Origin of the sequence: Mesorhizobium sp. WSM4884, from assembly GCF_029625675.1 — a bacterium.
Lineage (GTDB): Bacteria > Pseudomonadota > Alphaproteobacteria > Rhizobiales > Rhizobiaceae > Mesorhizobium.
The window spans coordinates 223,614-249,124 of sequence record NZ_JARTVO010000001.1 but is presented as its reverse complement, the minus strand read 5'-3'; the positions used below and the strand labels follow the sequence as shown (position 1 = coordinate 249,124).

General features: G+C 64.1%; 23 protein-coding genes. 7 read left to right on the top strand and 16 right to left on the bottom strand.

What is annotated here, in order from left to right; translation table 11 throughout:
* The first annotated feature begins 146 nt into the window (after positions 1-146).
* Together P9236_RS01075 and P9236_RS01070 are read left to right on the top strand one after the other, a co-directional pair.
* Positions 147-1,628: an esterase-like activity of phytase family protein gene (locus tag P9236_RS01075; RefSeq protein ID WP_278072757.1), complete on the top strand. Its 1,482-nt coding sequence runs from the start codon at positions 147-149 to the stop codon at positions 1,626-1,628.
* A 121-nt stretch (positions 1,629-1,749) separates the two neighbouring features.
* On the top strand, positions 1,750-3,222 hold the full coding sequence (locus tag P9236_RS01070; protein WP_278072756.1) for an MATE family efflux transporter: 1,473 nt from the start codon (positions 1,750-1,752) through the stop codon (positions 3,220-3,222).
* Positions 3,223-3,245: 23 nt separating this feature from the next.
* Here the strand turns inward: P9236_RS01070 and P9236_RS01065 are convergent, their stop codons facing one another.
* A complete protein-coding gene (locus P9236_RS01065) occupies positions 3,246-4,454 on the bottom strand; it encodes an MFS transporter (protein ID WP_278072755.1) in 1,209 nt (402 codons plus the stop codon).
* 142 nt (positions 4,455-4,596) lie between these two features.
* Between P9236_RS01065 and P9236_RS01060 the strand changes: the two genes are divergently transcribed.
* Positions 4,597-5,172 carry a TMEM175 family protein gene (locus tag P9236_RS01060; RefSeq protein WP_278072754.1) on the top strand — a complete coding sequence of 192 codons (576 nt, stop codon included), beginning with the start codon at positions 4,597-4,599 and terminating at the stop codon, positions 5,170-5,172.
* A gap of 58 nt (positions 5,173-5,230) precedes the next feature.
* On the opposite strand, the gene P9236_RS01055 is transcribed toward P9236_RS01060, so the two are convergent.
* Entirely contained in the window at positions 5,231-5,512 is a 282-nt protein-coding gene (locus P9236_RS01055; protein WP_095812533.1) for a hypothetical protein, read from the bottom strand.
* Between the two features lie 150 nt (positions 5,513-5,662).
* Here P9236_RS01055 and P9236_RS01050 point away from each other — a divergent pair, with 150 nt between their 5' ends.
* Positions 5,663-6,529: an SDR family NAD(P)-dependent oxidoreductase gene (locus tag P9236_RS01050; RefSeq protein ID WP_278072753.1), complete on the top strand. Its 867-nt coding sequence runs from the start codon at positions 5,663-5,665 to the stop codon at positions 6,527-6,529.
* Between the two features lie 33 nt (positions 6,530-6,562).
* Here P9236_RS01050 and P9236_RS01045 read toward each other — a convergent pair whose 3' ends face one another.
* The 3 genes from P9236_RS01045 to P9236_RS01035 all read right to left on the bottom strand — a co-directional run bounded on the left by P9236_RS01045 (position 6,563) and on the right by P9236_RS01035 (position 8,458).
* Complete coding sequence (locus P9236_RS01045; RefSeq protein ID WP_278072752.1) at positions 6,563-6,991, bottom strand: low affinity iron permease family protein; 429 nt, start codon at positions 6,989-6,991, stop codon at positions 6,563-6,565.
* Between the two features lie 287 nt (positions 6,992-7,278).
* Positions 7,279-7,920, bottom strand: a complete 642-nt coding sequence (locus tag P9236_RS01040) for a DapH/DapD/GlmU-related protein (RefSeq protein ID WP_278072751.1) — start codon at positions 7,918-7,920, stop codon at positions 7,279-7,281.
* Positions 7,921-7,972: 52 nt separating this feature from the next.
* On the bottom strand, positions 7,973-8,458 hold the full coding sequence (locus P9236_RS01035; protein ID WP_278072750.1) for a CreA family protein: 486 nt from the start codon (positions 8,456-8,458) through the stop codon (positions 7,973-7,975).
* 222 nt (positions 8,459-8,680) lie between these two features.
* On the opposite strand from P9236_RS01035, the gene P9236_RS01030 reads away from it, so the two are divergent.
* The 3 genes from P9236_RS01030 to P9236_RS01020 all read left to right on the top strand — a co-directional run bounded on the left by P9236_RS01030 (position 8,681) and on the right by P9236_RS01020 (position 12,258).
* Positions 8,681-9,265: an SCO family protein gene (locus P9236_RS01030; RefSeq protein ID WP_278072749.1), complete on the top strand. Its 585-nt coding sequence runs from the start codon at positions 8,681-8,683 to the stop codon at positions 9,263-9,265.
* 78 nt (positions 9,266-9,343) lie between these two features.
* The gene (locus P9236_RS01025; RefSeq protein WP_278072748.1) at positions 9,344-10,222 is read left to right on the top strand and encodes a 50S ribosomal protein L11 methyltransferase; all 879 of its coding nucleotides are present in this window, start codon (positions 9,344-9,346) and stop codon (positions 10,220-10,222) included.
* A gap of 191 nt (positions 10,223-10,413) precedes the next feature.
* The gene (locus P9236_RS01020) at positions 10,414-12,258 is read left to right on the top strand and encodes an aminopeptidase P family protein (protein WP_278072747.1); all 1,845 of its coding nucleotides are present in this window, start codon (positions 10,414-10,416) and stop codon (positions 12,256-12,258) included.
* Between the two features lies 1 nt (position 12,259).
* Here P9236_RS01020 and P9236_RS01015 read toward each other — a convergent pair whose 3' ends face one another.
* The 11 genes from P9236_RS01015 to P9236_RS00965 all read right to left on the bottom strand — a co-directional run bounded on the left by P9236_RS01015 (position 12,260) and on the right by P9236_RS00965 (position 25,490).
* On the bottom strand, positions 12,260-12,556 hold the full coding sequence (locus tag P9236_RS01015) for an AzlD family protein (RefSeq protein WP_278072746.1): 297 nt from the start codon (positions 12,554-12,556) through the stop codon (positions 12,260-12,262).
* Positions 12,553-13,281, bottom strand: a complete 729-nt coding sequence (locus tag P9236_RS01010) for an AzlC family ABC transporter permease (protein ID WP_278072745.1) — start codon at positions 13,279-13,281, stop codon at positions 12,553-12,555. Before P9236_RS01010 ends, P9236_RS01015 begins: the two co-directional genes overlap by 4 nt.
* Positions 13,282-13,486: 205 nt before the next feature.
* Complete coding sequence (locus tag P9236_RS01005; protein WP_278072744.1) at positions 13,487-14,173, bottom strand: TIGR02453 family protein; 687 nt, start codon at positions 14,171-14,173, stop codon at positions 13,487-13,489.
* A complete protein-coding gene (gene ligA / locus P9236_RS01000) occupies positions 14,173-16,380 on the bottom strand; it encodes an NAD-dependent DNA ligase LigA (RefSeq protein ID WP_278072743.1) in 2,208 nt (735 codons plus the stop codon). The genes P9236_RS01005 and ligA overlap by 1 nt, the downstream gene beginning before the upstream one ends.
* 164 nt (positions 16,381-16,544) lie before the next feature.
* Positions 16,545-18,218 (bottom strand): DNA repair protein RecN, encoded by a 1,674-nt coding sequence (recN, locus tag P9236_RS00995; RefSeq protein ID WP_278072742.1) that lies wholly within the window; start codon positions 18,216-18,218, stop codon positions 16,545-16,547.
* Positions 18,219-18,228: 10 nt separating this feature from the next.
* On the bottom strand, positions 18,229-19,098 hold the full coding sequence (locus tag P9236_RS00990; protein ID WP_278072741.1) for an outer membrane protein assembly factor BamD: 870 nt from the start codon (positions 19,096-19,098) through the stop codon (positions 18,229-18,231).
* A 203-nt stretch (positions 19,099-19,301) separates the two neighbouring features.
* Positions 19,302-20,249, bottom strand: a complete 948-nt coding sequence (gene lpxC, locus P9236_RS00985; protein WP_278072740.1) for a UDP-3-O-acyl-N-acetylglucosamine deacetylase — start codon at positions 20,247-20,249, stop codon at positions 19,302-19,304.
* 358 nt (positions 20,250-20,607) lie between these two features.
* The gene (ftsZ, locus tag P9236_RS00980) at positions 20,608-22,263 is read right to left on the bottom strand and encodes a cell division protein FtsZ (protein ID WP_278072739.1); all 1,656 of its coding nucleotides are present in this window, start codon (positions 22,261-22,263) and stop codon (positions 20,608-20,610) included.
* A 67-nt stretch (positions 22,264-22,330) separates the two neighbouring features.
* Complete coding sequence (gene ftsA / locus P9236_RS00975; protein ID WP_278072738.1) at positions 22,331-23,638, bottom strand: cell division protein FtsA; 1,308 nt, start codon at positions 23,636-23,638, stop codon at positions 22,331-22,333.
* Positions 23,635-24,576: a cell division protein FtsQ/DivIB gene (locus P9236_RS00970; protein ID WP_278072737.1), complete on the bottom strand. Its 942-nt coding sequence runs from the start codon at positions 24,574-24,576 to the stop codon at positions 23,635-23,637. Before P9236_RS00970 ends, ftsA begins: the two co-directional genes overlap by 4 nt.
* Positions 24,564-25,490: a D-alanine--D-alanine ligase gene (locus P9236_RS00965; RefSeq protein ID WP_278072736.1), complete on the bottom strand. Its 927-nt coding sequence runs from the start codon at positions 25,488-25,490 to the stop codon at positions 24,564-24,566. Before P9236_RS00965 ends, P9236_RS00970 begins: the two co-directional genes overlap by 13 nt.
* Between the last annotated feature and the right edge of the window lie 21 nt (positions 25,491-25,511).

The window sequence follows — 25,511 nt, the reverse complement described above, 5'->3', positions numbered from 1 at the left end:
CACCTTCTCCCACAAGGGGAGAAGGAAACTGTCACGCAACCATCACGTTCAAGTCCTAGACCGCTCAACGGAAGACGGCTCGCCGTATCGCCGATGCCGCGCTCTTTCAGCCATCGCCGCTCCGCTCGTCAAGAAGGGGATATTTCATGAAGCACCTCAACCGAACCGTCGCGCTCGGCGCGGCACTTGCCTTGTTCACCACCCTGACCCCGGCGCTTGCCGACGGCGTCGCCTACGTCAACAAGGGGCTTGTCGGCATCGGCCGCATTCCGGCCAGCCAGAAGGACAAGTTCGGCGAGACCTTCGGCTCGGGCTCCGGCATGTCGATCGACACCAAGTCCTGGACGCGTGACAGCGCCGGCTACAAGGGCTCGCTCTGGCTGCTGCCGGACCGCGGCTACAACGTCGTCGGCACCACCGACTACCGGCCGCGCCTCAACACCATTTCGATCGAGCTGGCGCCGACCGCTCCGGGCGCCGCGTCCTCCGCGGGCCAGGAACAGTCGGGCGTCAAGGCGACGCTCACCGACACCATGCTTCTGACTGACGACAAGGGTGCCGATGCCACGGGCCTCGACCCGCTCAACGGCGTGCGTCGGGCCGCCGGCGACATGCCGATCCTGCCGCAGGCCGACAACGGCAAGCTGGCGCTCGACGACGAGGCGATCGTGCGCCTGCCCGACGGCACCATGTTCATCTCGGACGAATATGGCCCCAACATCTACCGCTTCTCGGCCGACGGTCATCTGATGTCGGCCACCCAGCCGCCGGCGGCTCTGGTGCCGATGCGCCATGGCAAGCCGAACTTCGCGTCGGACAATCCCGGCCCGGGCGCCGCCGAGCCCGATCCGAAGGATCCCGAGACCGGCCGCCAGAACAACCAGGGACTCGAAGGCATGTCGATGACGCCGGACGGCAAGTTCCTGATCGCGGTGCTGCAGTCGGCGCCGCGCCAGGATGGCGGCGATTCCGGTTCGACGCGCCAGAACACAAGGGCGCTGGTCTATGACGCCTCCGACCTCGCCCACCTCAAGCTGGCGCACGAATATGTCGTGCCGCTGCCGGTGTTCAAGGACGCCAAAGGCAAGACCAAGGTGGCCGCGCAGAGCGAGATCGTGGCGTTGTCCGACAAGAGCTTCCTAATGCTGGCTCGCGACAGCGGCAATGGCCAGGGCCTGAAGGACGCCGAGTCTGTCTACCGCAAGATCAACATTTTCGACCTGACGGGCGCGACCGATATCGCCAATGGTCCGTTCGACGCCGCCGACAAGCCGGTCGCGCCGAAGGGCGTGCTCGACCCATCGGTGACGCCGGCCAAGCTCACCACCTTCATCGATATCAACGACAAGAGCGAGCTCGGCCGCTTCGGCCTGCACAACGGCGCGCCGAACGACAAGAACAACCTCTCGGAGAAGTGGGAAGCGATGTCGCTGGTGAGCGTGCTCGATCCGAAGCTGCCCGACGACTATTTCCTGTTCGTCGCCAACGACAACGACTTCCTGACCCAGGACGGCTTCCAGGTCGGCGCTCCCTACAAGGCCGAGGATGGCGCCGATGTCGACACCACGTTCCTCGTCTATCAGGTTACGCTTCCAGGGCTCGCCGGAAACAGCCTCGTTCAGAACTAGCGCTGCCATCGGGTCGGGTGCCACGAGGCATCCAGCCCGCAAGGGATGCATCACCATCAGGCCTGCGATAGCATCGCGGGCCTGATTCATTTTCGGTGCCCGCCCCACCATGGACAACAACATGGATGACGACAAGCCCGCTCGCCGGCGGACCGGCGACCTGACCAGCGGCCCGATTCCGCGTACGCTGCTTTTGTTTGCCTTGCCGGTGCTCGGCTCCAACGTGCTGCAGTCGCTCAACGGCTCGATCAACGCCGTCTGGGTCGGGCGCTTCCTCGGCGAGGCGGCGCTGACCGCGACCTCGAACGCCAATCTGGTGCTGTTCCTGATCCTCGGCACGGTGTTCGGCATCGGCATGGCGGCGACCATCCTGGTCGCGCAGTCCGTCGGCGCCCGCGACTTGGCCGAGGCACGGCGTATCGTCGGCACCAGCGCGACCTTCTTCTTCCTCGTCTCGATGGTATTCGCGGTCTGCGGCTGGATTTGGGTCGACGCCATCCTCACCGGGCTCGGCACGCCGGCGGACGCCTTGCCGCTGGCGCGCGCCTATCTGCGCATCATCTTCGTCGCCGTGCCGATGATGAACCTGTTGTCCTTTGTCATGACCGTGCTGCGCGGCGCTGGCGATTCGCGCACGCCGTTTGTCTTCATGGCGCTGGCGGTCGTGCTGGACGTCGTCCTGAACCCGCTGCTGATCCGCGGCATCGGCCCCTTCCCCGAGCTCGGCATTGCCGGTTCAGCCACCTCGACGCTGATCGGCCAGACGGTGAGCGTGGTCGCCATCCTGATCGTGCTCTATGCGCGCAAGAATCCGCTGCGGCTGGCGGGCAGCGACCTCGCCCTGCTCAAACCGGACCCGGCGCTTTTGCGCATCGTCGTCTTCAAGGGCGTGCCGATGGGCCTGCAGATGATCGTCATCTCGGCCGCGGCGCTGACCGTGATGGGGATCGTCAATTCCTACGGCTCGCGGGTCGCGGCCGCCTACGGCATCGCGGCGCAGCTCTGGACCTATATCCAGATGCCGGCTCTGGCCATCGGCGCCGCAGTCTCCTCGATGGCGGCGCAGAATGTCGGCGCCGGGCGCTGGGATCGCATCGGTAGGGTCGCCGCTTCGGGCGTCGGGTTCAACCTCGTGCTCACCGGCGCGCTGGTGGCGCTGCTGTTCGTTTTCGATCGCGCGGTGCTCAGCCTGTTCCTGACCGGCGACAGCACGGCGATCGACATCGCCGCCCACATCAACAAGGTGGCGTCCTGGTCCTTCATCCTGTTCGGCATCACCATCGTGTTGTTCGCCACGGTGCGCGCTACCGGCGCCGTCATGCCGCCGCTCATCGTCCTGGTCATCTCGGTGCTGATCGTTCGCACCGGCTTCGCCTATTCCTTCAGGAGCGTGATCGGCCAGGAGGCGCTTTGGTGGAGTTTCCCGGTTGGCTCGATAACTTCGCTCGTGCTGGCCGCCGCCTATTATCGTTTTGGCCGTTGGCGCGTCATGCATATGATCGAGGGCCGGCCGGCCGCGGGCGAGCCTCCGGACACCGGCCTCGGCATGCCGCGCCAGCGAGCGCGCCTCTCACCCGAGACGACGAACGGTTGAAGGCATCGCTGCGCTGCTGGAAATCACCTCGCGTAGCGCAGGCCGAACCCCAGCGCCACCAGCGAGAAGATCGTGATCATGCCGGCAAAGGCCACGCTTGCGATGGTAGCACTGGTCAGGCTCGACAGAACGCCGATGCCGATGACCGGCAGCGCATTGCCGCAGAAGCAGCAGACGAAGAAGGCCGAAACCACCTCGGCGCGGCGGTCGGCCGGCGCAATATGGTTCACCACTTGCAGGCCGCCACGATAGCCGAAGGCGGCGGCAACGCCGCACAGCGCCGTGCCGATGACCATGATTGCCGTGGAGGCGAAGACCTGCGCCGCGACGATCAGCGCCACGGTCGGGATCATCGACACGAGCGCGGCAAGCATCGTGAAGCGGCTCGACAGTCGTGCCGTCGCCAGGATCGTCGCGGCCGCCACGATCGACAGTTCGAAGAACAGCCCGCCGGCCTCGGCGTGGTTGGTCACGTGAAGCTGCTGCGCCAGAATGCTCGGCGCCAGCGCCGCATAGAAGCCGACCAGCGCCATGGCACCGAAGCCGGTGACCGCCGGCGCCACGAATTGCGCGCGAATGCCGGCGGGAACCGAAAGCCGCGGCCGCATCGAAATTTCGACGAGCCGCCTGGTTTGCGGCACGGTTTCTCGCGTGCGCCAGAGCATGAAGGTCACCAGCAGAAGCAAGGCGAGATAGACTGCGAACGTCAGCCTGAGCGGCCAGGGCGCGTATTCGGCGAGCAGCCCCGACGCCAACGCACCGGCCCCGAGGCCGACGAAGTTGGTGCTGGTGGCAATGATGGCGGCGCGCGACTTGTCCTCGCCTTCGATCAGTTCGGCGAGCCAGGCAGTTCCGGTTCCCGCGCCGATCCCGATGCCGAGCCCGCTGAGGATACGGGCGATATCGAGCCAAGCCAGGTTTTCGGCAAAGAGGAAAAACAGCGCACTGATCACGGCGACGCCCATTGCCGCCATCGCCGCCGGGCGGCGGCCGATGACATCCGACAATCGGCCGAAAAACAGCAGCGCCGCCAGATTCCCGACCACATACACGGCATAGACCAATGTCAGGGTGATCTGCGAGAATCCGAAGGCCTGTTTGTAGATCACATAGAGCGGCGTCAAAGCCGTGCTTCCGGCAAAGAGTGCTGCAATCATGGCGGCGACGGCTGCCATCGCGCCGCCGCCGCTGAGTTCATTGTCGCGCGTGATTGTCTGGGCGTAGCTGGTCATCGGAACCTCCGGCCAGTTTGCAAGTCCCTACGCTCATGTAGTGGCGGCCGTCCCGCATTCCGAACGCCCTCCTGACAATTCTGGCAGTATGGCCTTGCGCGAAATCCTTGCGTAACGTCTGTCAACCGACGAAGGAGGAACCATGGGCAAGGGACGGGTCGAGGCATTCACCGATGGCGTCGTCGCCATCATCATCACCATCATGGTGCTGGAGTTGAAGGTGCCGCACGGCGAGGATCTGACCGCGCTGGTGCCGCTTTGGCCAGTTTTCTTCTCTTACGTACTGTCCTTCATCAATGTCGGCATCTACTGGAACAATCTGCACAACATGTTCCACACCGTGCAGCGCGTCGACGGCCGTGTCCTGTGGGCCAACCTCAACCTTCTGTTCTGGCTGTCGCTGATGCCGGTGACCACGGCCTTCATGGGCGAAAATCATTTCGCCCCGGTGCCGGTTGCCGTCTATGGCGTCGATCTGGCGCTCTGCGCCGTTGCCTACAACATCCTGGTCATCAAACTGCGCCATCTGCATGGCGCCGAGACGACCTTTGCCCGGGCCTTGGGCCAGGACCGTAAGGGCAAGATTTCGCTGGCCCTTTATCTGGCCGGGATAGCGCTGACTTTCGTCAGTCAATGGATCGGCGTGGCCATCTATGTGCTGGTTGCCACCATCTGGTTTGCGCCCGATAAGCGTTTCGAACGTCTGATCGAAAAATAGCGGAGCAATTCCAGGAAAATGCGTGGCGATTTCTGTCCGGAAATTGCGAAATCCGGTCTTACTGCCGCATCGCCTTCAGTTTCTCGGCCGCCGAGGCGGCAAGGTCGGCATAGCGTTCTTCCAGTCGCTCGGCCGCCTTGATAACGGGGAAATCGTGGCCGAACTTCTCCAGCGCCAGACGCAGCTTCTCCGCAAAATCAGCCTGTTGCTCCAAAGCCGAAAACAGCGTCTTGACCTGGGTCTCGCTGATGTCGGGGTTGGCAAGCATTTTCGGCACGTCGCGGCCCATCTGCTCGCCAGTCGCGGTCTGCTCTTTCAGGATTCCGATCCAGTCGGTCAATGCAGCACTCCTTTAGCGGCAGCATGCGCGGCGCAAGCGGCTGCGGTCAACCCATCGCCGCCAATTACGATCACCCATTGCGGCGATCGAGGCTTGTCTCGGCTCCGGCTGGCGTTAAGTTCGGCTCGACCTCGAACAAGGACATGGACCATGACCAGCGACGCCGAAATCCAGACCGCCCTGCCCGCCTTCGCCCCCGGCAATGTCGCCGTAATCACCGGCGGCGCCAGCGGCATCGGCCTTGCCGCCGCGAAGCGGTTCGCAGCAATGGGCATGAAGACGGTGATTGCCGACGTCGACGGCGCGCGCCTCGACCAGGCCCGGCAAGCGCTCGCCGCGATCGGCGGCGACGATGCCGTTCGTGCCGTTGCCGCAAACGTTTCCCATATCGACGATGTCGACCGGCTGGCGGATGCTGCCTATGCTGCCTTCGGCGCCGTTTCAGTACTGATGAACAACGCCGGCGTCGGCAACAATCCGGGCAAGCCGTGGGAAAACCGCGTCGCCTGGAGGCGGCTGATGGATATTAACTTCTGGGGCGTCGTACATGGCGTGCAGGTTTTCGCACCACGCATGCTCGCGGCCGATAAGCCGGGTCTGATCATCAACACCGGCTCCAAGCAGGGCATCACCACGCCGCCCGGCAATCTCGCCTACAACGTCTCCAAGGCCGGCGTGAAGACCTTTACCGAGGGCCTGGCGCATGCGCTGCGCAACGAACCCGGTGCGAAGGTCTCCGCTCATTTGCTGATCCCAGGCTTCACCTATACTGGCCTGACCGAGGGTGCGACGGAAAAGCCGGCCGGCGCCTGGACGGGCGAGCAGGTGATCGATTTCATGCTGGCGTCGCTCAAGCGGAACGACTTCTATATCCTTTGCCCGGACAACGAGGTGGCGCGGCCCATGGATGAAAAGCGCATGGCCTGGGCGATCGGCGACATCATCGAAAACCGCCCTGCCCTGTCGCGCTGGCATCCGGATCACAAGGACGCGTTCGCGGCCTTCATGAACGGCTGAGTATACCGCACGACCCGGACGACGAGGCAGCGCTCAAGCAGCGTGTTTTTTGGCGCCGTGCTTTTGCGCGGCGGCCTTCTTCACGGCCGCGGCGGCGACCTCCCGGTCATGCCGCTTTGCGGCCTTTTCGCATTTTCCGCGAATTTCCTCGACCTCGGATTCGGTCAGATGCTCGATGCCGATGAAGGTGTTGTGGGCCCGGCTGACGCGGATCAACTCGTCGAGCTTGGTCTGAATCGCAGCGCTGTCGCGGTTCTGCGTGTTCTGGATGAGGAACACCATCAGGAAGGTGACGATGGTGGTGCCGGTGTTGATAACGAGTTGCCAGGTATCCGAGAAGCCGAAAAACGGGCCGGTTACCGCCCAGATCACCACAATCAGTACGCAGATGGCAAAGGTCGGCGGCGTACCGGCCAAGTGAGCCACCCAATTGGCAACCTTGGTGAACAGTTTCTCGATCATCCATTCCTCGATAGCCGCCGGAGCGCGGCATTTCGGGAGAAACAAGCCGCCGGCGTCTCCGGTTCCCGCCGATCGAATTCTCCGCTCGAATTTTCCGCGCATACGCTGCAATCGATACGCGCGAAAGGCGTATGGCTGCGAAAAACCACCTTATGGGTTCATTGCGATAGTGCCGGTGCAGGTGAAAAAGCCTGCTGCTCCGCTTCACGTCGGTTTACCTCCGGCCCCTTCCGTCGCGCCACCCCCGCATGGCGGAAGGGGCACCGTCTTCCCGAAATCGTCGAGCATCAGGGCGCTTCGTTCTTCCAACGGTCGAGAAACGCGTCGATCGGCATGGATTGCATGTCGGGAATAGCCCTTGCCAATTTCTCTGGCGCCCAGTCCCACCAGGCGAGGCTCTCGATGCGTGCCGCAACGTCGGCAGCGAACCGCTGACGCAGGGGTTTGGCCGGAACGCCGGCGACGATCGCGTAAGGCGGCACGTCATGCGTCACCACGGCGTTGGCACCGACGACGGCACCGTTGCCGATCGTCACGCCAGGCATGATCACGGCGCCGTGGCCGATCCAGACATCGTGGCCGATGCTGACCGGCTTTGCCTGCCGCCGCTCGCGAAATGCCGCGTCGACGCCGAGCCAGCGGAAATACTCGTTCGGCCGGTAGCTGACCTTGTGCTGGGTCAGCCGCTCGATCGGGTGCTCGAGCGCGTTGATGCGGCTGTTGGCGGCGATCGAGCAGAACTTGCCGATCGCCGTGTAGATCGCTTCCGAGTGGCGCTCGAAATAGGAAAAGTCGCCGACAGTCACCTCGCGCAGGATCACCCGCTCGCCGATCGAGGCATAGCGGCCGAGCTTGCATCCCTTCAGCTCCGCAGTCGGATGGATGCGCGGTTCAGGGTCTTTCGAGACAAGGTGTTCGGGGCGGTCCATGGCGCGGCTTTACGCCTGAGCGATTGGTCCCGCAAGCGGGACCAACGGGAGCCTATTGCGGCTTGCCCTTGGTCCACACGACGTTCTGGCCATAGAGCGGCACGGTGGTGACCGACATCTTCGCCGAGCCGTTCTGCACCTGGCGCGAATGCGAAAGATAGATCAGCGTCTCGTTCTTCTTGTCGTAGATGCGGTTCACCACCTGCTTCTTCCAGATCAGGCTGAGGCCCTGCTTGAACACCTCCTCGCCGCTTTCGCTCATGTCGATGTCGCCGATGGTGATCGGCCCGGTCTGGCGGCAGGAGATCGAGGAATCCGACGGGTCCTCGAACCAATTGCCCTTGTGCAACCGATCGATGATGCTGCGGTCGAAATAGGCGACATGGCAGGTGACGCCGTCGACTTTCGGGTCCTTGATCGCATCGATCATGATGTCGTTGCCGACCCAGTCGACGCCGACTTTGCCGACTTCGTCCGCCACCGCGGCGCCGGTGCTCAGGGCAAGGCATGCGGCGAATATGCCGACCAGTTTTCGCAAGGAGGCCTCCTCGGGTTCGCGTTTAGCCGATGTCAGGTGGGATAAGACCGTGGCATTTGCAAGCCGGACGATCACGGCGCTGGGCCTCGTGCACCATTCAGGCGTCACGGTTGCGGCAACGCGACATCTTTGCGCCCGTGGCGACGAACCGCTAGAACTGTCTGCCGAAACAGGCTCGCGCCCGATCCGGCACGCCACGGCAATCACGACGGATAATTTCTGATGATGCGCTCAATCCTGATCGGCATTCTCGTCCTGATGGCGGCGGGCATCGGCTGGCTCACTTTCGACTGGTACCGCGGCCACTATGGCGGCGAGCCGTACGGCGCGCCGTTCACGTTGATCGACCAGAAGAAAGCGCCGATCACCGAGGCCGCGTTCCGGGGTCATCCGAGCGTCGTCTTCTTCGGCTTCACCCACTGCCCGGAAGTGTGCCCCACCACGCTCTTCGAACTGGCAGGGTGGCTGAAGACGATGGGCGACGACGGCAAGAACCTCAACGCCTACTTCGTCACGGTGGATCCTGAGCGAGACACGCCGGAGATCATGAATTCCTACGTCAGCAATTTCTCCGACCGCATCACCGGCATCACCGGCGATCCGGACAAGGTGCACGCCATGGCAAAGGCCTTCGGCATCTACTGGAGGAAGGTCGACACCGGCGACGGCGACTACACGATGGACCACACGGCCTCGGTTCTGCTGCTCAACGCCAAGGGCGAGTTCGCCGGCACCATCGCCTATGGCGAAAGCGCCGACACCGCGATTGCCAAGCTGAAGCGGCTTGCGGCAGGCGGCCAGGCATGATCCCGAACCGAAGGTCGGCGTAGCAAGAAGTGGGAACCGGTTCTCGAAAATGATCATGCTCGAACATGAGTCGCACTGATGGGGCAGACCAGGCTTCATTTCACCGCGGGCAAGGCCGAGGCCGATCGCATCTTCGCGGCGCTCGACGCCGCTTTCGAGGATGACGGCCTGCCGCTCGCCGTGCTGGAGGTCGACGAGGCCGACGACATCCATGAAGTGTCGCTTTATGCCGATGGCGATGGCGATGTCGATGCCGTCGAAGCCCGGATCAACGACATCCTCGCTGGACTCGCCCTGCCGAAGCAGGTCGAACGCGAAACGCTTCCCGACATCGACTGGGTGGCTCGCTCGCTCGAAGGATTGAAGCCGGTCCGCGCCGGACGTTTCTTTGTCCACGGCGCGCATGATCGCGGCAAGCGCCACAGCAGCGATCTCGCTATCGAGATCGAGGCGGGCCTTGCCTTCGGCACCGGGCATCACGGCACAACCGCCGGCTGCCTCGAAATGCTGGAGCAGGTGGTGCTGCGCGAACGGCCGCGCAACGCGCTCGATCTCGGCACCGGCAGTGCCGTGCTGGCGATAGCGCTGGCGAAGCTCGCGCATATTCCGGTGCTGGCGACCGACATCGATCCGGTAGCGGTTCGCGTCGCCGCCGCCAATGCGCGCCTCAATCATGTCAAGGCGCTGGTCGAGACGGTGGCGGCGCCTGGCTTCCATCACCCGATCTTCGCCAGGCGCGCGCCCTTCGACCTGATCGTCGCCAATATTTTGGCACGGCCGCTGATGCGGCTGGCTCCCGAGATGGCAAGGCACGTCAAGCTGGGCGGCTCGCTGGTGCTGTCGGGCATCCTCGACCGCCAGCGCGATGCGGTGATCTCGGCCTATTTGGGCCAGAGCTTCCGCCATGTCCGCACCTTGCACCGCGAGGGCTGGGTGACGATCCACCTCAAGCGCTGAGACACGGCCGCCATCTGGCCCTGCCAAAATCGATTCCGGTTGCCAAGGGTATGCGCTAGAGCAATTCCAGGAAAAGTGTGAAACGGGTTTCCGCCCGGAATTGCGTCAAAACAAAGAGATAGAGCGGCTAGTCGTTTCCGTGAAACGGTGAAACCGCTCTAGGGTCGCGGCAAGCCATGGGAGATGCCACAATGTTCCAGACCTTTGATTCCGCCGGCGATCCGGCTGTCGGCAAGCCGCGCGTGGCAATGCTGCGCCAGTGGCTGGCGGAGAACGGCCTGGACGGCTTCATGGTGCCGCGTGCCGACGAACACCAAGGCGAATATGTCGCCGATCGCTCGGCGCGGCTGAAATGGCTGACCGGCTTTTCCGGCTCGGCCGGCGTCGCCATCATCCTGCGTGACCGAGCCTTCGTCTTCGTCGACGGCCGCTATACGCTACAGGTGCGGGGCGAAGTCGACCTTTCCATCTTCACCATCGAAAGCCTTGTCGACAATCCGCCGGCCTCCTGGATCAAGGACAATCTCGGCAAAGGCGCCAGGCTCGGTTTCGATCCGTGGCTGCATACGATCGGTGAGGTCAAGTTGCTGAGGGCATCGGCCGAGCAGTCCGGCGCGACACTGGTGCCGCTCGACAAGAACCCGATCGACATCATCTGGAAAGACCAGCCGGAGCCGCCGCGCGCGCCGGTGGAGCTCCACCCGATCGCCTTTGCCGGCGAGCTCGCCAAGGACAAGCTGGCGCGGCTGGCCGGCGCGATCGAAAAGGACGGCGCGACGCACGCCGTGCTGACCGACCCCTCTTCGATCGCCTGGGCCTTCAACATCCGTGGCGGCGACGTGGCGCACACGCCGCTGGCGCTAGGCTTCGCCATCCTGGCCGCCGACGGCAAGCACCAGCTCTTCATGGACCCGCGCAAATTCTCGCGCCAGGTCGCGGCCTATCTCACACAGCTCGCCGACCTGCACGATCCGGGCGAGTTCGAAGCAGCCATCGCTGGGCTTGCCGACGATGGCGCAAAAATCGCGCTCGATCCGGTGCTGGCTGCGGAAAAGCTGAAGATGCTGGTCGAGAGCAATGGCGGCAAGGTGATATCCGCCGCCGATCCGGCCCGCATCCCGCGCGCCACCAAGAACCAGGCCGAGATCGCGGGCAGCCGCGCCGCGCATCGTCGCGACGGTGCCGCGGTCGCCAAGCTGCTCTGCTGGCTCGACCGGCAGAAGCCGGACACGCTCGACGAGATCGACGTTGTGACTAAGCTCGAAGAAGTCCGCCGGCAGACCGGCGAGGAAACGCAGATGCCTCTGCGCGACGTCTCCTTCGACACCATTTCCGGCGCCGGCCCGAACGGCGCCATCATGCACTATCGCGTCTCGCGCGCCACCAGCCGCAAGCTTCAAACCGGTGAGCTGTTCCTGCTCGATTCCGGCGGACAATATCAGGACGGCACCACCGACATCACCCGCACCGTGCCGATCGGCCAGCCGACCGAGGAGATGCGCGAACGCTTCACGCTGGTGCTGAAAGGCATGATCGGGATCTCGACGCTGCGCTTCCCTGCCGGCACGCGCGGCTCGGAAATCGATGCCGTCGCCCGCATGGCGCTGTGGAAGCATGGCTGCGACTTCGCCCATGGCACCGGCCACGGTGTCGGCTCCTATCTTGCCGTGCATGAAGGCCCGCAGCGCATCGCCCGCACCGGCACCGAGAAGCTGCTTGCCGGAATGATGCTCTCCAACGAACCGGGCTACTACAAGGAAGGCTCCTACGGCATCCGCATAGAGAACCTTATCCTGGTCACGTCCGCCGAGCAGATCGAGGGCGGCGACATCGCCATGCACGGCTTCGAGACGCTGACGCTGGCGCCGATCGACAAGCGCCTTGTCCGCAGCGATCTGCTGACCCGCGACGAACTGCACTGGCTCGACCAATATCACGCGCGCGTGCTTTCCGAGATCGGGCCGATGCTGGACGGCGAGACGCTGGCTTGGCTGGAGAAGGCGACCGCGCCGCTTCCGCACGACGCGAAGATCTGACCTATCCCACGAACTGCCGCGCCAATATCAGTGCGGCAGTGCCCGCCAAAAACATCGCCATCAGGCCACCGCGCAACGACACCAGCGCGGTGACGACCAGCGCCGCCCATTCGGCAGGTCCGGCATGCAGGAGTTCCGGCGCCACCAGCGTCGTCAGCACGGCGGCCGGCACGGCGTTCAAGCCCGCCTCGACGCGTGGATGGATGGTCTCGAAGCGCGAGATGACGAGGTGGCCCCCGACGCGCGTGAGATAGGTGGCGATGGCGCCGGCAAGGATGATCCAGAAGGTCGTGCTCATGGCCGCTCCCCCACGCCGCTGTGATGCGGTGGCAGGATCACCGCCAGAAGCACGCCGGCGATGGCGCCGATCGAGACATGCCAGGGCGAGCCGACCGTCCTGTAGGCGACGATCGAGGCAGCCGCGCTCGCGGCGACCACCGGTAACCAGAGCGGTCGTTTGCGGAAGCCCATGACGAGGCCGAGGAAATAGATCGGCAGCAGGAAATCGATACCCAGCGCATGGGTATCGGGGATCATCTTGCCGAACACCGCACCCAAGCCGCTTTCGATCACCCAGAACACATAGACCGGCAGGCCGAGTCCCAGATACCAGACGAAGCCGACCGGCCGGCCGGACTCTGCCCTCGCCTCGGCGATGGCATATTGCGGATCGGTCAGGATGAAGTAGCCGAGCGCCTGCTGCAGCACCGGCCAATGCGCGATGCGGCGGCCGATGCCGGCGGAATAGAGCACGTGGCGGAAATTCACCGCGAAGATCGACAGCACGACCAGCCACGGCGCGACATGCTGGCCGAACAGTTCGATGCCGACCATCTGGCTGGCGCCGCCATAGATCATGGCGCTCATCAGAAAGGCTTCGAGAACGGAAAGGCCGTTGTCGACGGCTAAAGCGCCGAACAGCACCGCGAACGGCGCCGAGGCGACGACCACCGGCATCGACAGCCGCACGCCGTCCCAGAAATCGCTCTGCGCACGGCCTTCCGAGATTGCTTCCGCTGACATCCAACTGCTCCCTCATGCATGCCGCCCAGAAGTGCGCAGCGGTTCTGGGCACATGCATCAAAACAAGGACTTAAAACGTATCGCTTGAATCCATTTCAGGAGACACGCTTTAAGCCGCCTGATGTAGGGAGCGTCGCCTTGCTTGTCACACCAATTCGCTTGAGCCGACGATCAGCGGAACTGATCGCGAAAAAGGGATTTCCGATTATCCGGTCTTGCCCTGGATCGCCCTGCCCCAATCGAGCAGCGGTCTGGCGCGCGAGGTGAAATCGACGAGATCGTCGACCAGCCCGGCCGAATATATCGTCGCCGGATCGATGTCGTGCCGGACCACGAAATGCCGGTTGCGCACCGCCTGGGCGAGATCGTCGTCGGTGACGTCCTCGAAGCCGCGCGGCGCGCGCTTCAGGCGATCTTCCGAATCGAGCGCGAGACCGCCCTTCTCCAGCGCCGCCACCATGCCACGGAATGCCGCCGGCTTCGTCACGATCGCCTTACGCATCGCCTGCAGCAGTTCAGGCCCCGGCTGCCACCAGGCGACGCCGGCAAAGCAGCGCTCCAGTCCGATATGCACGTAGAAGACGCCCTGCTCCATCTTGGTGCCGTCCGGCGACAGGATGGCCGATAGATGCCGGTTGTAAGGCCGCTTGTCCTTGGAAAAGCGCACGTCGCGATTGATGCGGAAAAGCGATTTCTTGCGGTCGCCGCGCAGGCCAAGGCTCGCCGCCGCAAAACACTCGCTGAGCGTCTCGACGAGATCGCAGAACGGCTCGTGCAATTGGCTCTCGTAGAGGTCGCGGTTTTCCTGGAACCACTCGCGGCTCTGGTGGAAATCGAGCGCCTTCAGGAACGGGATGGCCTTCTCACCAAAACCTTTGAACGCGCCCGCCATCAGCCGCCCCTGCCGATGCGCTGCAGCCAGGTGTCCTCATCGATAACCTCGATGCCGAGATCGGTCGCCGTTTTGAGCTTGGAGCCGGCGCCGGGACCTGCGACCACCAGATCGGTCTTGGCCGACACGGAGCCCGCGACCTTGGCGCCAAGGCGCTCGGCCATGGCCTTGGCCTCGGAGCGCGTCATCTTTTCCAGCGTGCCGGTGAACACCACTGTCTTGCCGGAGACCTCGCTGCCGGCCGAGATCTCCATGACATACGGCTTCGGATGGACTTGCGCGAGTAGCGCATCGAGTACCTCGTCGTTGCGCTCGTTGCCGAAGAAGTCCCGCAACGCGCCGATCACCGTGTCGCCGATGCCGTTGATCGACGGGAAGACGTCGTGCGGATCCTCTGCCTTTGCCGTCTCCTTGCCGACACGGATCAGTTCTTCGATTGTCGAGAACTGGCGGGCAAGCACGGCGGCCGTCGTCTCGCCGATATGACGGATGCCGAGCGCGAAGATGAAGCGGTCGAGCTCCGGCTCGCGGCGCGCGTCGATGGCTGCAAACAGCTTGTCGAGCCCTTCATAATTGCGCGCCTCGACGCTGCGCACATTCTTGCGCGTTTTGCCCGATGCCTCCTCGCGCAGCCTCGCCTGCTCCTCGCGCCGCTCGGCCAGCGCCTTGGTGACGGCCGGCCTGCGATCCTTGAGCGTGAAGATATCGGCCGCCGTCTTGACCAACCCGGCATTGAAGAAGAGGTCAATGTTTTCAGCGCCCAGGCCCTCTATATCGAGCGCACCGCGCGACACGAAGTGGCGCAACCCCTCCACGGCCTGCGCGGCGCAGATCAGCTCGCCGGTGCAGCGGCGGCGCGAATCCTCCTTGCCGGTCTTCTCGTTGATCTCGCGCGTCGCCGGCGAGCCGCAGACCGGACAGGTGTGCGGGAATTCGTAGGGCACGGCGTCCGCCGGCCGCTTGTCGATGACGACGCTGACGATCTGCGGAATGACGTCGCCTGCCCGCTGGATCACCACCGTGTCGCCGATGCGCACGTCGATGCCGTCGCGGATCGGCTGGCCGTTGCTGTCGAAGCCCTTGATGTAGTCTTCATTGTGCAGCGTCACGTTCTCGACCACCACGCCGCCGACCGTCACGGGCGCAAGCCGCGCCACCGGCGCCAGCGTGCCGGTGCGTCCAACCTGGATGTCGATCCTCTGCACCGTCGTCATCGCCTGTTCGGCCGGGAATTTGTGGGCAACCGCCCAGCGCGGCTCGCCGGTGACGAACCCCCAGCGGCGCTGCAGCTCGAGCTGGTCGACCTTGTAGACGACGCCGTCGATATCGTAGCCGAGCGACGAGCGCTGCTCCTCGATGCGATGGTAATGAGCAATGAGTTCGTCTATCGACTTCGCCCGCACCATCAGCGGGCTGACCTTGAACCCCCACTCCTTGAACTTCTGCACGGAATCGTACTGGGTCGGAGCCGGATCCGCCGTCGTATAGCCCCAGGCATAGGCGAAGAATTTCAGGTTGCGGCTGGCGGTGACCGAGGGATCCTTCTGGCGCAGCGATCCGGCCGCCGTGTTGCGCGGATTGACATAGTCCTGGCCGCCGACGGCCGCCGAGCGTTCCTTCAGCGCCTCGAACTCCGCATAGGTCATGTACACCTCGCCGCGAATCTCGATGACCTCCGGCCAGCCCGAGCCGTGCAGCTTCTTCGGAATATCGGCAATAGTCTTCAGATTGGCGGTGATGTCCTCGCCGACGGCGCCGTCGCCGCGCGTCGCGCCCTGCACGAAGACGCCGTTTTCATAGCGCAGCGAGGCCGACAGACCGTCGATCTTGGGCTCCGCGGTGAAGGCGATGTCGAGGTCCTTGTCGCGGTCGAAGAAGCGCCGGCCGCGCTCGATGAAATCGGCCACGTCCTGGTCTGTATAGGCCTTGGCAAGGCTCAGCATCGGCACCGCGTGGCGCACCTTGGTAAAGCCTTCCGCGGGCGGTGCGCCGACCCGCCGCGACGGCGAATCCTCGCGCACGAGATCGGGAAAGCGTTCCTCTATGGCGAGGTTGCGCCGCGCCAGCGCGTCATACTCGGCATCCGAAATCGTCGGCGCGTCTTCGGTGTGGTAGCGCCGGTCGTGCTCGGCGATCTCCGCGGCCAACCGCTTCAACTCATCCGCGGCCTCGCTTTCGCTCAGCGATTCGACTGGTTTTTCCGACATGAAGTGCGGTCCTCGAATTATGGCGGGCCACTATAAATCAGGAATCGCTGGCAGGGAGTCGGGTTGCGAAGAAATCATTGTTGAACAGCAGGATGCAGCCATCTGCTGACTCAGCTTCCGAGCCGGAGAAATGCAGGCCGGCATCGCCTGAATATCAGCGTCGCCTAGGCTGCCGCCGTGTTCTCGCGCAGCAAGCGTTCCGCCGCGGCGCGCGCTTCATCCGTGATGGTGGCGCCCGCCAGCATGCGCGCGATCTCTTCCTGGCGCGCCGCGCGGTCCATTTCGGCGATGCCGGTGGCGACGCGGTCCTTGCCGCCGGATTTTGAGATGAGGAAGTGGGTGGCGGCGCGCGCCGCCACCTGTGGCGCATGCGTGACCGAAAGCACCTGCACCCGCTTCGACAGCCTGGCCAGCCGCTGGCCGATGGCGTCGGCCACCGCGCCGCCGACACCGGTATCGATCTCGTCGAAAACCAGGGTCGGCGCCGAACCGCGGTCGGCCAGCGCCACTTTCAGCGCCAGAAGGAAGCGCGACAGCTCGCCGCCCGACGCGACCTTCATCATCGGTCCCGGCCTTGTGCCCGGATTGGTGCGCACCCAGAACTCGATCTGGTCTATGCCTTCTTCCATGCGACTTTCGGCGTCGCTCACCATCTCGACGATGAACTCGGCCCGCTCGAGCTTGAGCGCCGGCAGTTCCGCCATCACCGCCTTGGTCAGCCCGGCCGCCGCCGCGTGGCGCAGCGAAGAGAGTTGCGCCGCGGAAATGTCGTAAGCCTCGCGCGCGGCGGCGGCTCGCTTCTCCAGTCCGTGCAGCCGCTCCTCGCCGGCGTCGAGGTCGGCGAGGTCGGCCGCCATCGTGTCGCGCAACCGCGCCAGGTCGTCGACCGCGACATTGTGCTTGCGCGAGGCAGCGCGCAGCGAGAACAACCGCTCCTCGGCCTTTTCCAGGCGCTGCGGATCATATTCGGTGGCGCGAAGCGCCGTCTCGACGCCGGACTGCGCCGCGTCGAGCGAGATCATCGCTTCGTCTAGCGACTTCACCACCTCGTCGAGCAGGCCCGGCACCTCGCCCGACTTGCGCTGCAGCCTGCGCAGCAGGCTGGCGAGCTGCGGCAAGGGCGAGGACGGCCCCGACAGCACGTCCTGTGCATCGTGGATCTCGGAAGCGATTTTTTCGGCGCGCATCATCTGGGCGCGCAGTTCTGCCAGCTCGGTTTCCTCGCCCGGCTGCGGATCGAGCTTCGCCAGCTCGGCGACGGACGCTCTGAGATAATCCGCCTCGCGCGCCGCCGCCTCGACCTTGGCGCGATGCCGGGAAAGCTCCTGCTCGCAGCTTCGCCAGTAGCGCCAAGCCTCGCCGGTGCCGCGCACGGCGCCAAGATGACCGCCAAAGCTGTCAAGCAACTCGCGATGCGCGCCGGGATCGACAAGCGCGCGCTCGTCATGCTGACCATGAATCTCGACCAAGGCGCGGCCGACGTCGCGCATAAGCGTCACGCTGGACGGCTGGTCGTTGACGAAGACGCGCGTGCGGCCGTCGGCGGTCTGCACGCGGCGCAGGATGACGTCGCCATCGTCCTCGATGTCGTTTTCGGCGAGCAGCGTGCGCGCCGGATGGTTGCGCGGCACATCGAACACGGCAATGACCTGGCCCTGTGCCGCGCCATGACGGACCAGCGAAGCGTCGCCGCGCGCACCAAGCGCCAGCGACAGTGCATCGAGCAGGATGGATTTGCCGGCCCCGGTCTCGCCGGTCAGCACGGAGAGCCCAGGCAGGAAGTCGATGTCCAGCTTCTCGATCAGGACGATATCGCGGATCGACAGTCTGGACAGCATCAGAGAAGCTTCAGGCGCCGGTGATCAGCTTTCCGGCCTTGGAGATCCACGACCCGGCATTCTCGCGTGGTTCAAGCCCATTGCTCTGCAGGAGCTTGTAGGAATCCTTGTACCACTGGCTGTCTGGATAGTTGTGGCCGAGCACCGCCGCGGCCGTCTGCGCTTCCGAGGTCAGGCCCATCGCATAATAAGCTTCGGTCAGGCGCGCGAGCGCCTCCTCGACATGGCGCGTGTTGGAGTAGTTCTCGACCACCGTGCGGAAGCGCTTGACGGCAGCGATATATTCGCGCCGTTCGAGATAGTAGCGGCCGATCTGCATCTCCTTGCCGGCGAGCTGGTCGGTGGCGAAGCGGATCTTGTCCTTGGCGTCGTCGACATATTCGGACGTCGGCCAGCGCGTCACCAGATCCTGCATGGTCTGCACCGTCTGGCGCGCTTCCTTCTGGTCCTGGGTGACGTCCTTGATCTGCCGGTAATAGCTCAACCCGATGATATACTGGGCATAGGCGGCATCGTCGGTCGACGGGTAGAGCGTGAGATAGCGCTTGGCGGTGCCGATCGCCTCGTCATAGTTGCCGGCGCGATAGTCGGCGAAAGCACCCATCACCATCGATTTGCGGGCGAATTCCGAATAGGGATGCTGGCGATCGACGGCGTCGAACTTCTTGCTCGCCTCGTCGAGGCGGCCGGCGTTCATGTTGGCCAAGCCCTGGTTGTAAAGGACGTCGGCCGGCTCCGTCTGGTCGACATAGGTCGCCAGGTTGACATCCTTCTCGGACGACATGCAGGCTGACAGCACGAGCGACGGGGCGATCAACGAAAACGCCAGGAAAACAGCCCTACACGGCGCAATCGATTGACCAACTCGCTTAAGCAACATGATTGATTTCCGCCCTTTCGGCGTCATTTCGATCTGGGGCAGCAGCCATAAACTATAACTGCCTAATGCGGCAACGCTATCTGCGGCCAATCGCACATTTTTGTGGCGGTTTGGCGTCGTGCCCAAAGCTGCGCGATTTCACGGGCCTGTGATGCAACCGTGCAACACAAGCTCCGCCTACAAAACCAGAAAACCGTTAAGAATCAGATCACCCAGGGCGCGTAGACCGGCCCGCTGACGGCGATCATCTCGGCGACGCGGCCACGCTCGCGGCGTCGCGTCTCGACAATCTCGAAGGCCGTGCGGTCGGACAGCAGGCGGCGCAGAGCCGCAGCATTCATCCGGTGGCCGCCGCGATAGGAGCGGAAGCAGCCGATGAAGCGCGCGCCGGCCAGCGCCAGGTCGCCCATGGCGTCGAGCGTCTTGTGGCGGGCGAATTCGTTCGGATAACGCAGCCCGCCGACATTGATGACGCGGTTGTCGTCGCCGATGACCAATGAGTTTTCCAGCGACGAGCCGAGCGCGTAGCCGGCGGCCCACAGCCGCTCGACATCCTTCATGAAGCCGAAGGTGCGGGCCCGCGCGATGTCGCGGCGGAAGATGTCGGGGTTGATGTCGGAGGCAAAGAGCTGGCGGCCGATGGCCGGGCTCTCGAAATCGATCTCGACCTCGAATCGCGTACCGTCATAGGGGCGAAACTCCGCCCATGATGCGCCGGCTTCGATGCGAACCGGCTTGACCACCCGAATATAGCGGCGCCTGACCGAAAGCGTCTCGATGCCGGCTTGGTCGAAGGCCTCGACAAAGGCCATGGCGCTGCCGTCGAGAATGGGGACTTCCGAGCCGTCGATCTCGATGATGAGATTGTCGATGCCAAGTCCAAACACCGTCGCCATGAGGTGCTCGACGGTTCCGATATGCTCGCCGGCCGGATCGCCGAGCATGGTGCAAAGATCGGTGGCGCCGACCTCGGAAACCAACGCGCGGAATTCACGGCTTTGATCGCCGGTGGAAAGGTGGAACACGATGCCGGTGTCGGCGTCTGCGGGCAAGAAATGAACGGTGACGGGCCCGCCGCTGTGCACGCCCGTGCCGGTCAACGTCACGCGCGCTTTAACTGTCGTCTGATAGTCGTGCAAGACAAACCCCATAAGCCCTAGCTGCCAGCGTCCGCTTTGTCAGCCTCTTGAGCATTTTCAGCCAGATGGATCACCTGACGTCCGCAGCAAATGCGGCAAAATGAACAAGGCATGCGGCTCTGATATGATCGGCAGGCAGGGCTAACTCCCCGAATCCCGGCTAACCGACTTAGTCCGACGCGAAGATAATGACCCGTCCGAGAGACTCCAAATCACGGTTTCTTACCCTGTGTAACCGCTACCCTGAACGAGAAGACGCTTATAACACTCTGTTGTACAAGCATTTTTTAACGCCAACAGGCAGACGATCTCTCGTCTGCCTGTTAACAACCGTCATATATCGTTAACGATCAGCGACCCGCTGTATCGATCAATTGGCCTGGCGGCGCAGGAAAGCCGGAATCTCCAGCTGGTCGTCTTCCTGAACCGTGCGGCTCTGCGGTGTAAGTCGACCCTGGTCGTCGAGCTGGCCGCGACGCGGTGCGTAGAGCTGCGGGTCCTGGCTGGCTAGACGGCGCATTTCCGGGGCGGCCTGGCGCAGTTTCGGCTCGCGCGGCTGTGCCGGCTGCAGCCGGGCCGGTTCTTCCTCGCGGCGGGTCAGGCCGTTCGTCAACCGCTTGATCAGCCCCATCGGTCCGCTGTTCTCATGATCGGCAGGGCGGTTCTTGGCTTCCACTTCTGCCCTCACGACCGGCGGAAAGTCCTCAACGCGCGGCATGCGCTGCGGCGCCGCCGCCATCGGCTGCGGCATCTCACGCTGCGGTGCGGGCTGCACGACCTGCTGCTGCACTACCGGCTGAGGCTGCGGCTGCGCCGGCGGGGCCTGGAAGATCTTGCTCTGCGGACGGAAGTCGTCGACCGGCGCCTGGCGCGGCTGCGCCATCGCGGCGGCGTTTGCCTCGGCAAGCTGGATCGCCTCGGCGACCGGATCGACCGCGCGCGGCTCGTAAGCCTGCTGCTGAACCGGCGCAGGACGGCTTTCCTGAGCAGGTGCCGCCGGACGGACGACCGGCTTCTGCGGCGCGCGGATCGAAATCGGCGCCGCGGCGATTTCGGCCGCCGACTTGTCGATGCCGGTGGCGACCACCGAAACGCGGATCACGCCTTCCAGTTCCTCGTCGAAGGTGGCGCCGAGGATGATGTTGGCGTCCTGGTCGACCTCCTCGCGGATGCGGGTCGCCGCTTCATCGACCTCGAACAGGGTGAGGTCGCGGCCACCTGTGATCGAGATCAGCAGGCCCTTGGCGCCCTTCATCGAGGTTTCGTCGAGCAGCGGGTTGGCGATCGCCGCTTCGGCGGCGGCCATCGCGCGGCCCTCGCCCGAAGCCTCGCCGGTGCCCATCATCGCCTTGCCCATCTCGCGCATCACCGAACGGACGTCGGCGAAGTCGAGGTTGATCAGGCCTTCCTTGACCATCAGGTCGGTAATGCAGGCAACGCCCGAGTAGAGCACCTGGTCGGCCATGGCGAAGGCATCGGCGAAGGTGGTCTTGTCATTGGCCAGCCGGAACAGGTTCTGGTTGGGGATGACGATGAGGGTATCGACGCATTTCTGCAGTTCCTCGATGCCCATGTCGGCCGTCTTCATGCGGCGCTGGCCTTCGAAATGGAACGGCTTGGTGACGACGCCGACCGTAAGGATGCCCTTCTCGCGCGCGGCGCGGGCAACGACCGGAGCAGCACCCGTGCCGGTGCCGCCACCCATGCCGGCGGTGACGAAGCACATATGCGTGTTGGAGAGATGATCGATGATCTCGTCGATGCACTCTTCCGCCGCCGCGCGGCCGACTTCCGGCTGCGAGCCTGCGCCGAGGCCTTCAGTGACATGCGCGCCGAGCTGGATCAGCCGCTCGGCCTTCGACATCGTCAGCGCCTGCGCGTCGGTGTTGGCCACTACGAACTCGACGCCGCGCAAGCCGGCTGTGATCATGTTGTTGACGGCATTGCCGCCGCCGCCGCCGACACCAAACACGGTGATGCGTGGCTTCAGCTCGGTGATGTCCGGCTTTTGCAGATTGATGGTCATTGTCTCCGTCCTTTGCCTTTCCCGCCGCCTCGCCGCTGCGGCCGCCTATGGGGCTGTCCCCGTCAAATTAAAAACTGTCTCTCAACCACTGACTCATGCGATGCAGTTTTCCGCCCGTTCCGGTCATCCTGAAACCGGAAAGTCCTTTCGCCGAATGGCTCTCGAAGCTCGCCATCTGCGGATAGATCAGAAGTCCGACCGGGGTCGAAAACGCCGGCCCCTTGGCCGCTTCCGGCAGGCCAGCCACGCCGAGCGGCCGGCCGATGCGCACATTGCGTCCGAGGATGCGGCGCGCCGCCTCCGGTAGGCCAGCCAGTTGGCTGGCACCGCCGGTGAGAACGACACGCTTGCCGACGGCGTTGCCGTAGCCCGATTTGTTCAACCGGTCGCGCAAGAGCTCCAGCGTCTCGTCGATGCGCGCACGGATGATGCGCGTCATCATCGAGCGCGGGATCTGCAGCGGCAGCTCGCCTTCCTCGCCGATCGGCTGGATGGAGACCAGGTCGCGGTCGTCGGCGCTGCCGGGCAGCGCCGAGCCATGCATCACCTTCAGCCGTTCGGCGGCGTCGAGCGAGGTCGACAGGCCCTTGGCCATGTCGAGAGTCACATGGTTGCCGCCGATGGCGATGGCGTCGCCATGCACGAACTTGCCCTCCGCGAACACGGAGATCGTCGTGGTGCCGCCGCCCATGTCGATGCAGGCAGCGCCCATTTCGAGCTCGTCGTCGACCAGCGCCGCGAGACCGCTCGCATAAGGCGTCGCCACCATGCGCTCGACCGACAGATGCGAGCGGTTGATGCAAAGCTCCAGATTGCGCATAGGCGCGGCGTCGCCGGTCAGCACATGCATGTCGACACCGAGCGCATCGCCGACCATGCCGCGCGGATCGCGCACGCCGCGTTCGGCGTCGAGCGAAAAGCCCACGGGAAGCGAATGGACCACTTCCCGCTCGGCCCGCAGCGCCTGCTTGGCACCGGCGGCGAGCACGCGCTTGATGTCGGCTTCCTCGACCTGATGGCCACCGAGATTGATGGTCGCCGAGAAGGCTTCGCTCTTCAGCCGGCCGGCCGTCATGTTGACGATGAGGGAATCGACGGTGAGCCCCGCCATGCGCTCGGCCGCATCGACGGCGAGGCGAATGGCATGCTCGGCGCGGTCGAGATCGACGACGACACCCGACTTCACGCCTTGCGATTTCTGATGGCCGATGCCGATCACCTGGATGCGATGCGAGCGACCGCGCAGAAGCTTGCCGTCCTCACGCGGCTTCAGCTTCGCCACCACGCAGCAAACCTTGCTCGAGCCGACATCGAGCACCGTAAGCGTGCCCGACCGGCGCGAAGATGCATCACCGCTGCCGCCAAGCCAGCTCATATCTTCGTCTCCGGCTTGCGCTTCGTCAGGCTCTTCGGCTTTTCGCTGAGAGCGGCTTCGCGCTGGCTGGCGGCTTCTGGCGACAGTTCCACCACCAGCCTGTCGGATAGCCGCATGTCGACGGCGGCGATGTCGCGCGTCAAAAGCCCATTGTCATGGTCGAGCTTCACGAGCTCGGCAATCGCCTGATCCTCGCCGTCTTCCGGCAGCTTCACCGTGATGCCGTTCTCGAGCTTGAGATCCCAGCGGCGCTCGCCGACACGGATATAGCCTTTGACCCGAGCCGCAAGCTCGGGATAGCGCTTGATCTTGCCGAGAAACTCCGGCGCCTTGGCCGGCGCGCCGGTGCCGATGATCAGCGGCAGCAAAGCCTCCTTGCCACCCGAGAACGGCGCGATCACCTCGCCCGACTGCTCGATGACCGAAACCGAATTGCCCTGCTGCCAGAGCGCGAAAGGCTCGCGCTCCTCGACGCGCACTTCCAGCGTGTGCGGATAGATTTTGCGCACCGCGGCAACCTCGACCCAAGGCAAGGTCGCGATGCGCTCGCGCGCGGCCTCGGCATCGAAGCCGATCAGCGACGTCCAGCCGTCGAGGCCGAGCTGGCCCAGTATGTCGATCTCCGAAGTCTGGCGATTGCCGACGACCTTGATCTGGTCGACGGCGAATCCGGTCCGGGCGGTCACACCCTGCACGATGGTGTCGCTATAGCCGCCGAGATAAGCGCCATAGGCTCCAGCCGAAGCCAGCAAGGCAGTCGAGAGGATCGCGGCGGAAAAGCGCGGCGCCTCATACTCGCCATCACAGAGCCGAGCAAGCAAGCGCACCGGCCGGCGAAGCTGGCGCGGCAAGACGAAATGGTCGAACGACAGCGACACACCAAACAGCGCAGGCCCAGCCCCGCCGTCTTTGCCCTGTCCCCACCTCAACGCAGACACGAAGCGTCCTCCACCATCCAACTCAACAAATCGCCGAACGAGTGCCCCGCTTGCGCGGCGATTTCAGGCACCAGAGACGTCGGCGTCATGCCCGGCTGGGTGTTGATCTCGAGCCAGACAATCTCGCCGTTTTCGGAGTGACGGTCGTCGTAACGGAAGTCCGACCGGGAAACGCCCCGGCAACCGATAGCAAGATGAGCCTTGAGGGCCAGTGTCTGTATTTTTTGGTAAATATTCGGTGAAATTTTTGCAGGGGTTTCGTGTTTTGATCCGCCGGGCACGTACTTTGAATCGTAGTCGTAGAAGGAATGACCGGTCGGAATGATCTCGCAGACCCCGAGCGCCACGTCGCCCATCACCGCACAGGTCAGTTCGCGCCCATGGATGTAGCGCTCGACCATGACGATCTCGCCATATTGCCACTCGGACGAGCCGATCACCTGCGGCGGATGCGACTGCCCCTCATGCACGATGACGACGCCGAAGCTCGAACCCTCGTTGACCGGCTTCACCACGTAAGGCGGCTTCATCGGATGCCTGTTCTGGATCGCGAAGCGGTTGACCACCTTCGATTCCGCGACCGGGATGCCGGATGCCTTGGCGATCTTCTTGGCCTGCTCCTTGTTCATGGCCAGCGCCGAAGCGAGCACGCCCGAATGGGTGTAGGGAATTCCGAGATATTCGAGAATTCCCTGGATGGTGCCATCCTCGCCGAACGGGCCATGCAGCGCATTGAAGGCGACATCGGGCTTGAGCTCGGCAAGCACAGTCCCGACATCGCGCGAAACATCGACACGGGTGACCTGATAGCCTTCATTCTCGAGCGCATCCGCACATGCCTTCCCCGAGGACAGAGACACGGGCCGCTCCGAGGAGAATCCCCCCAGAAGGACAGCCACATGTTTCTTCTTCATCCCGTCATCCCCTCTCACGCC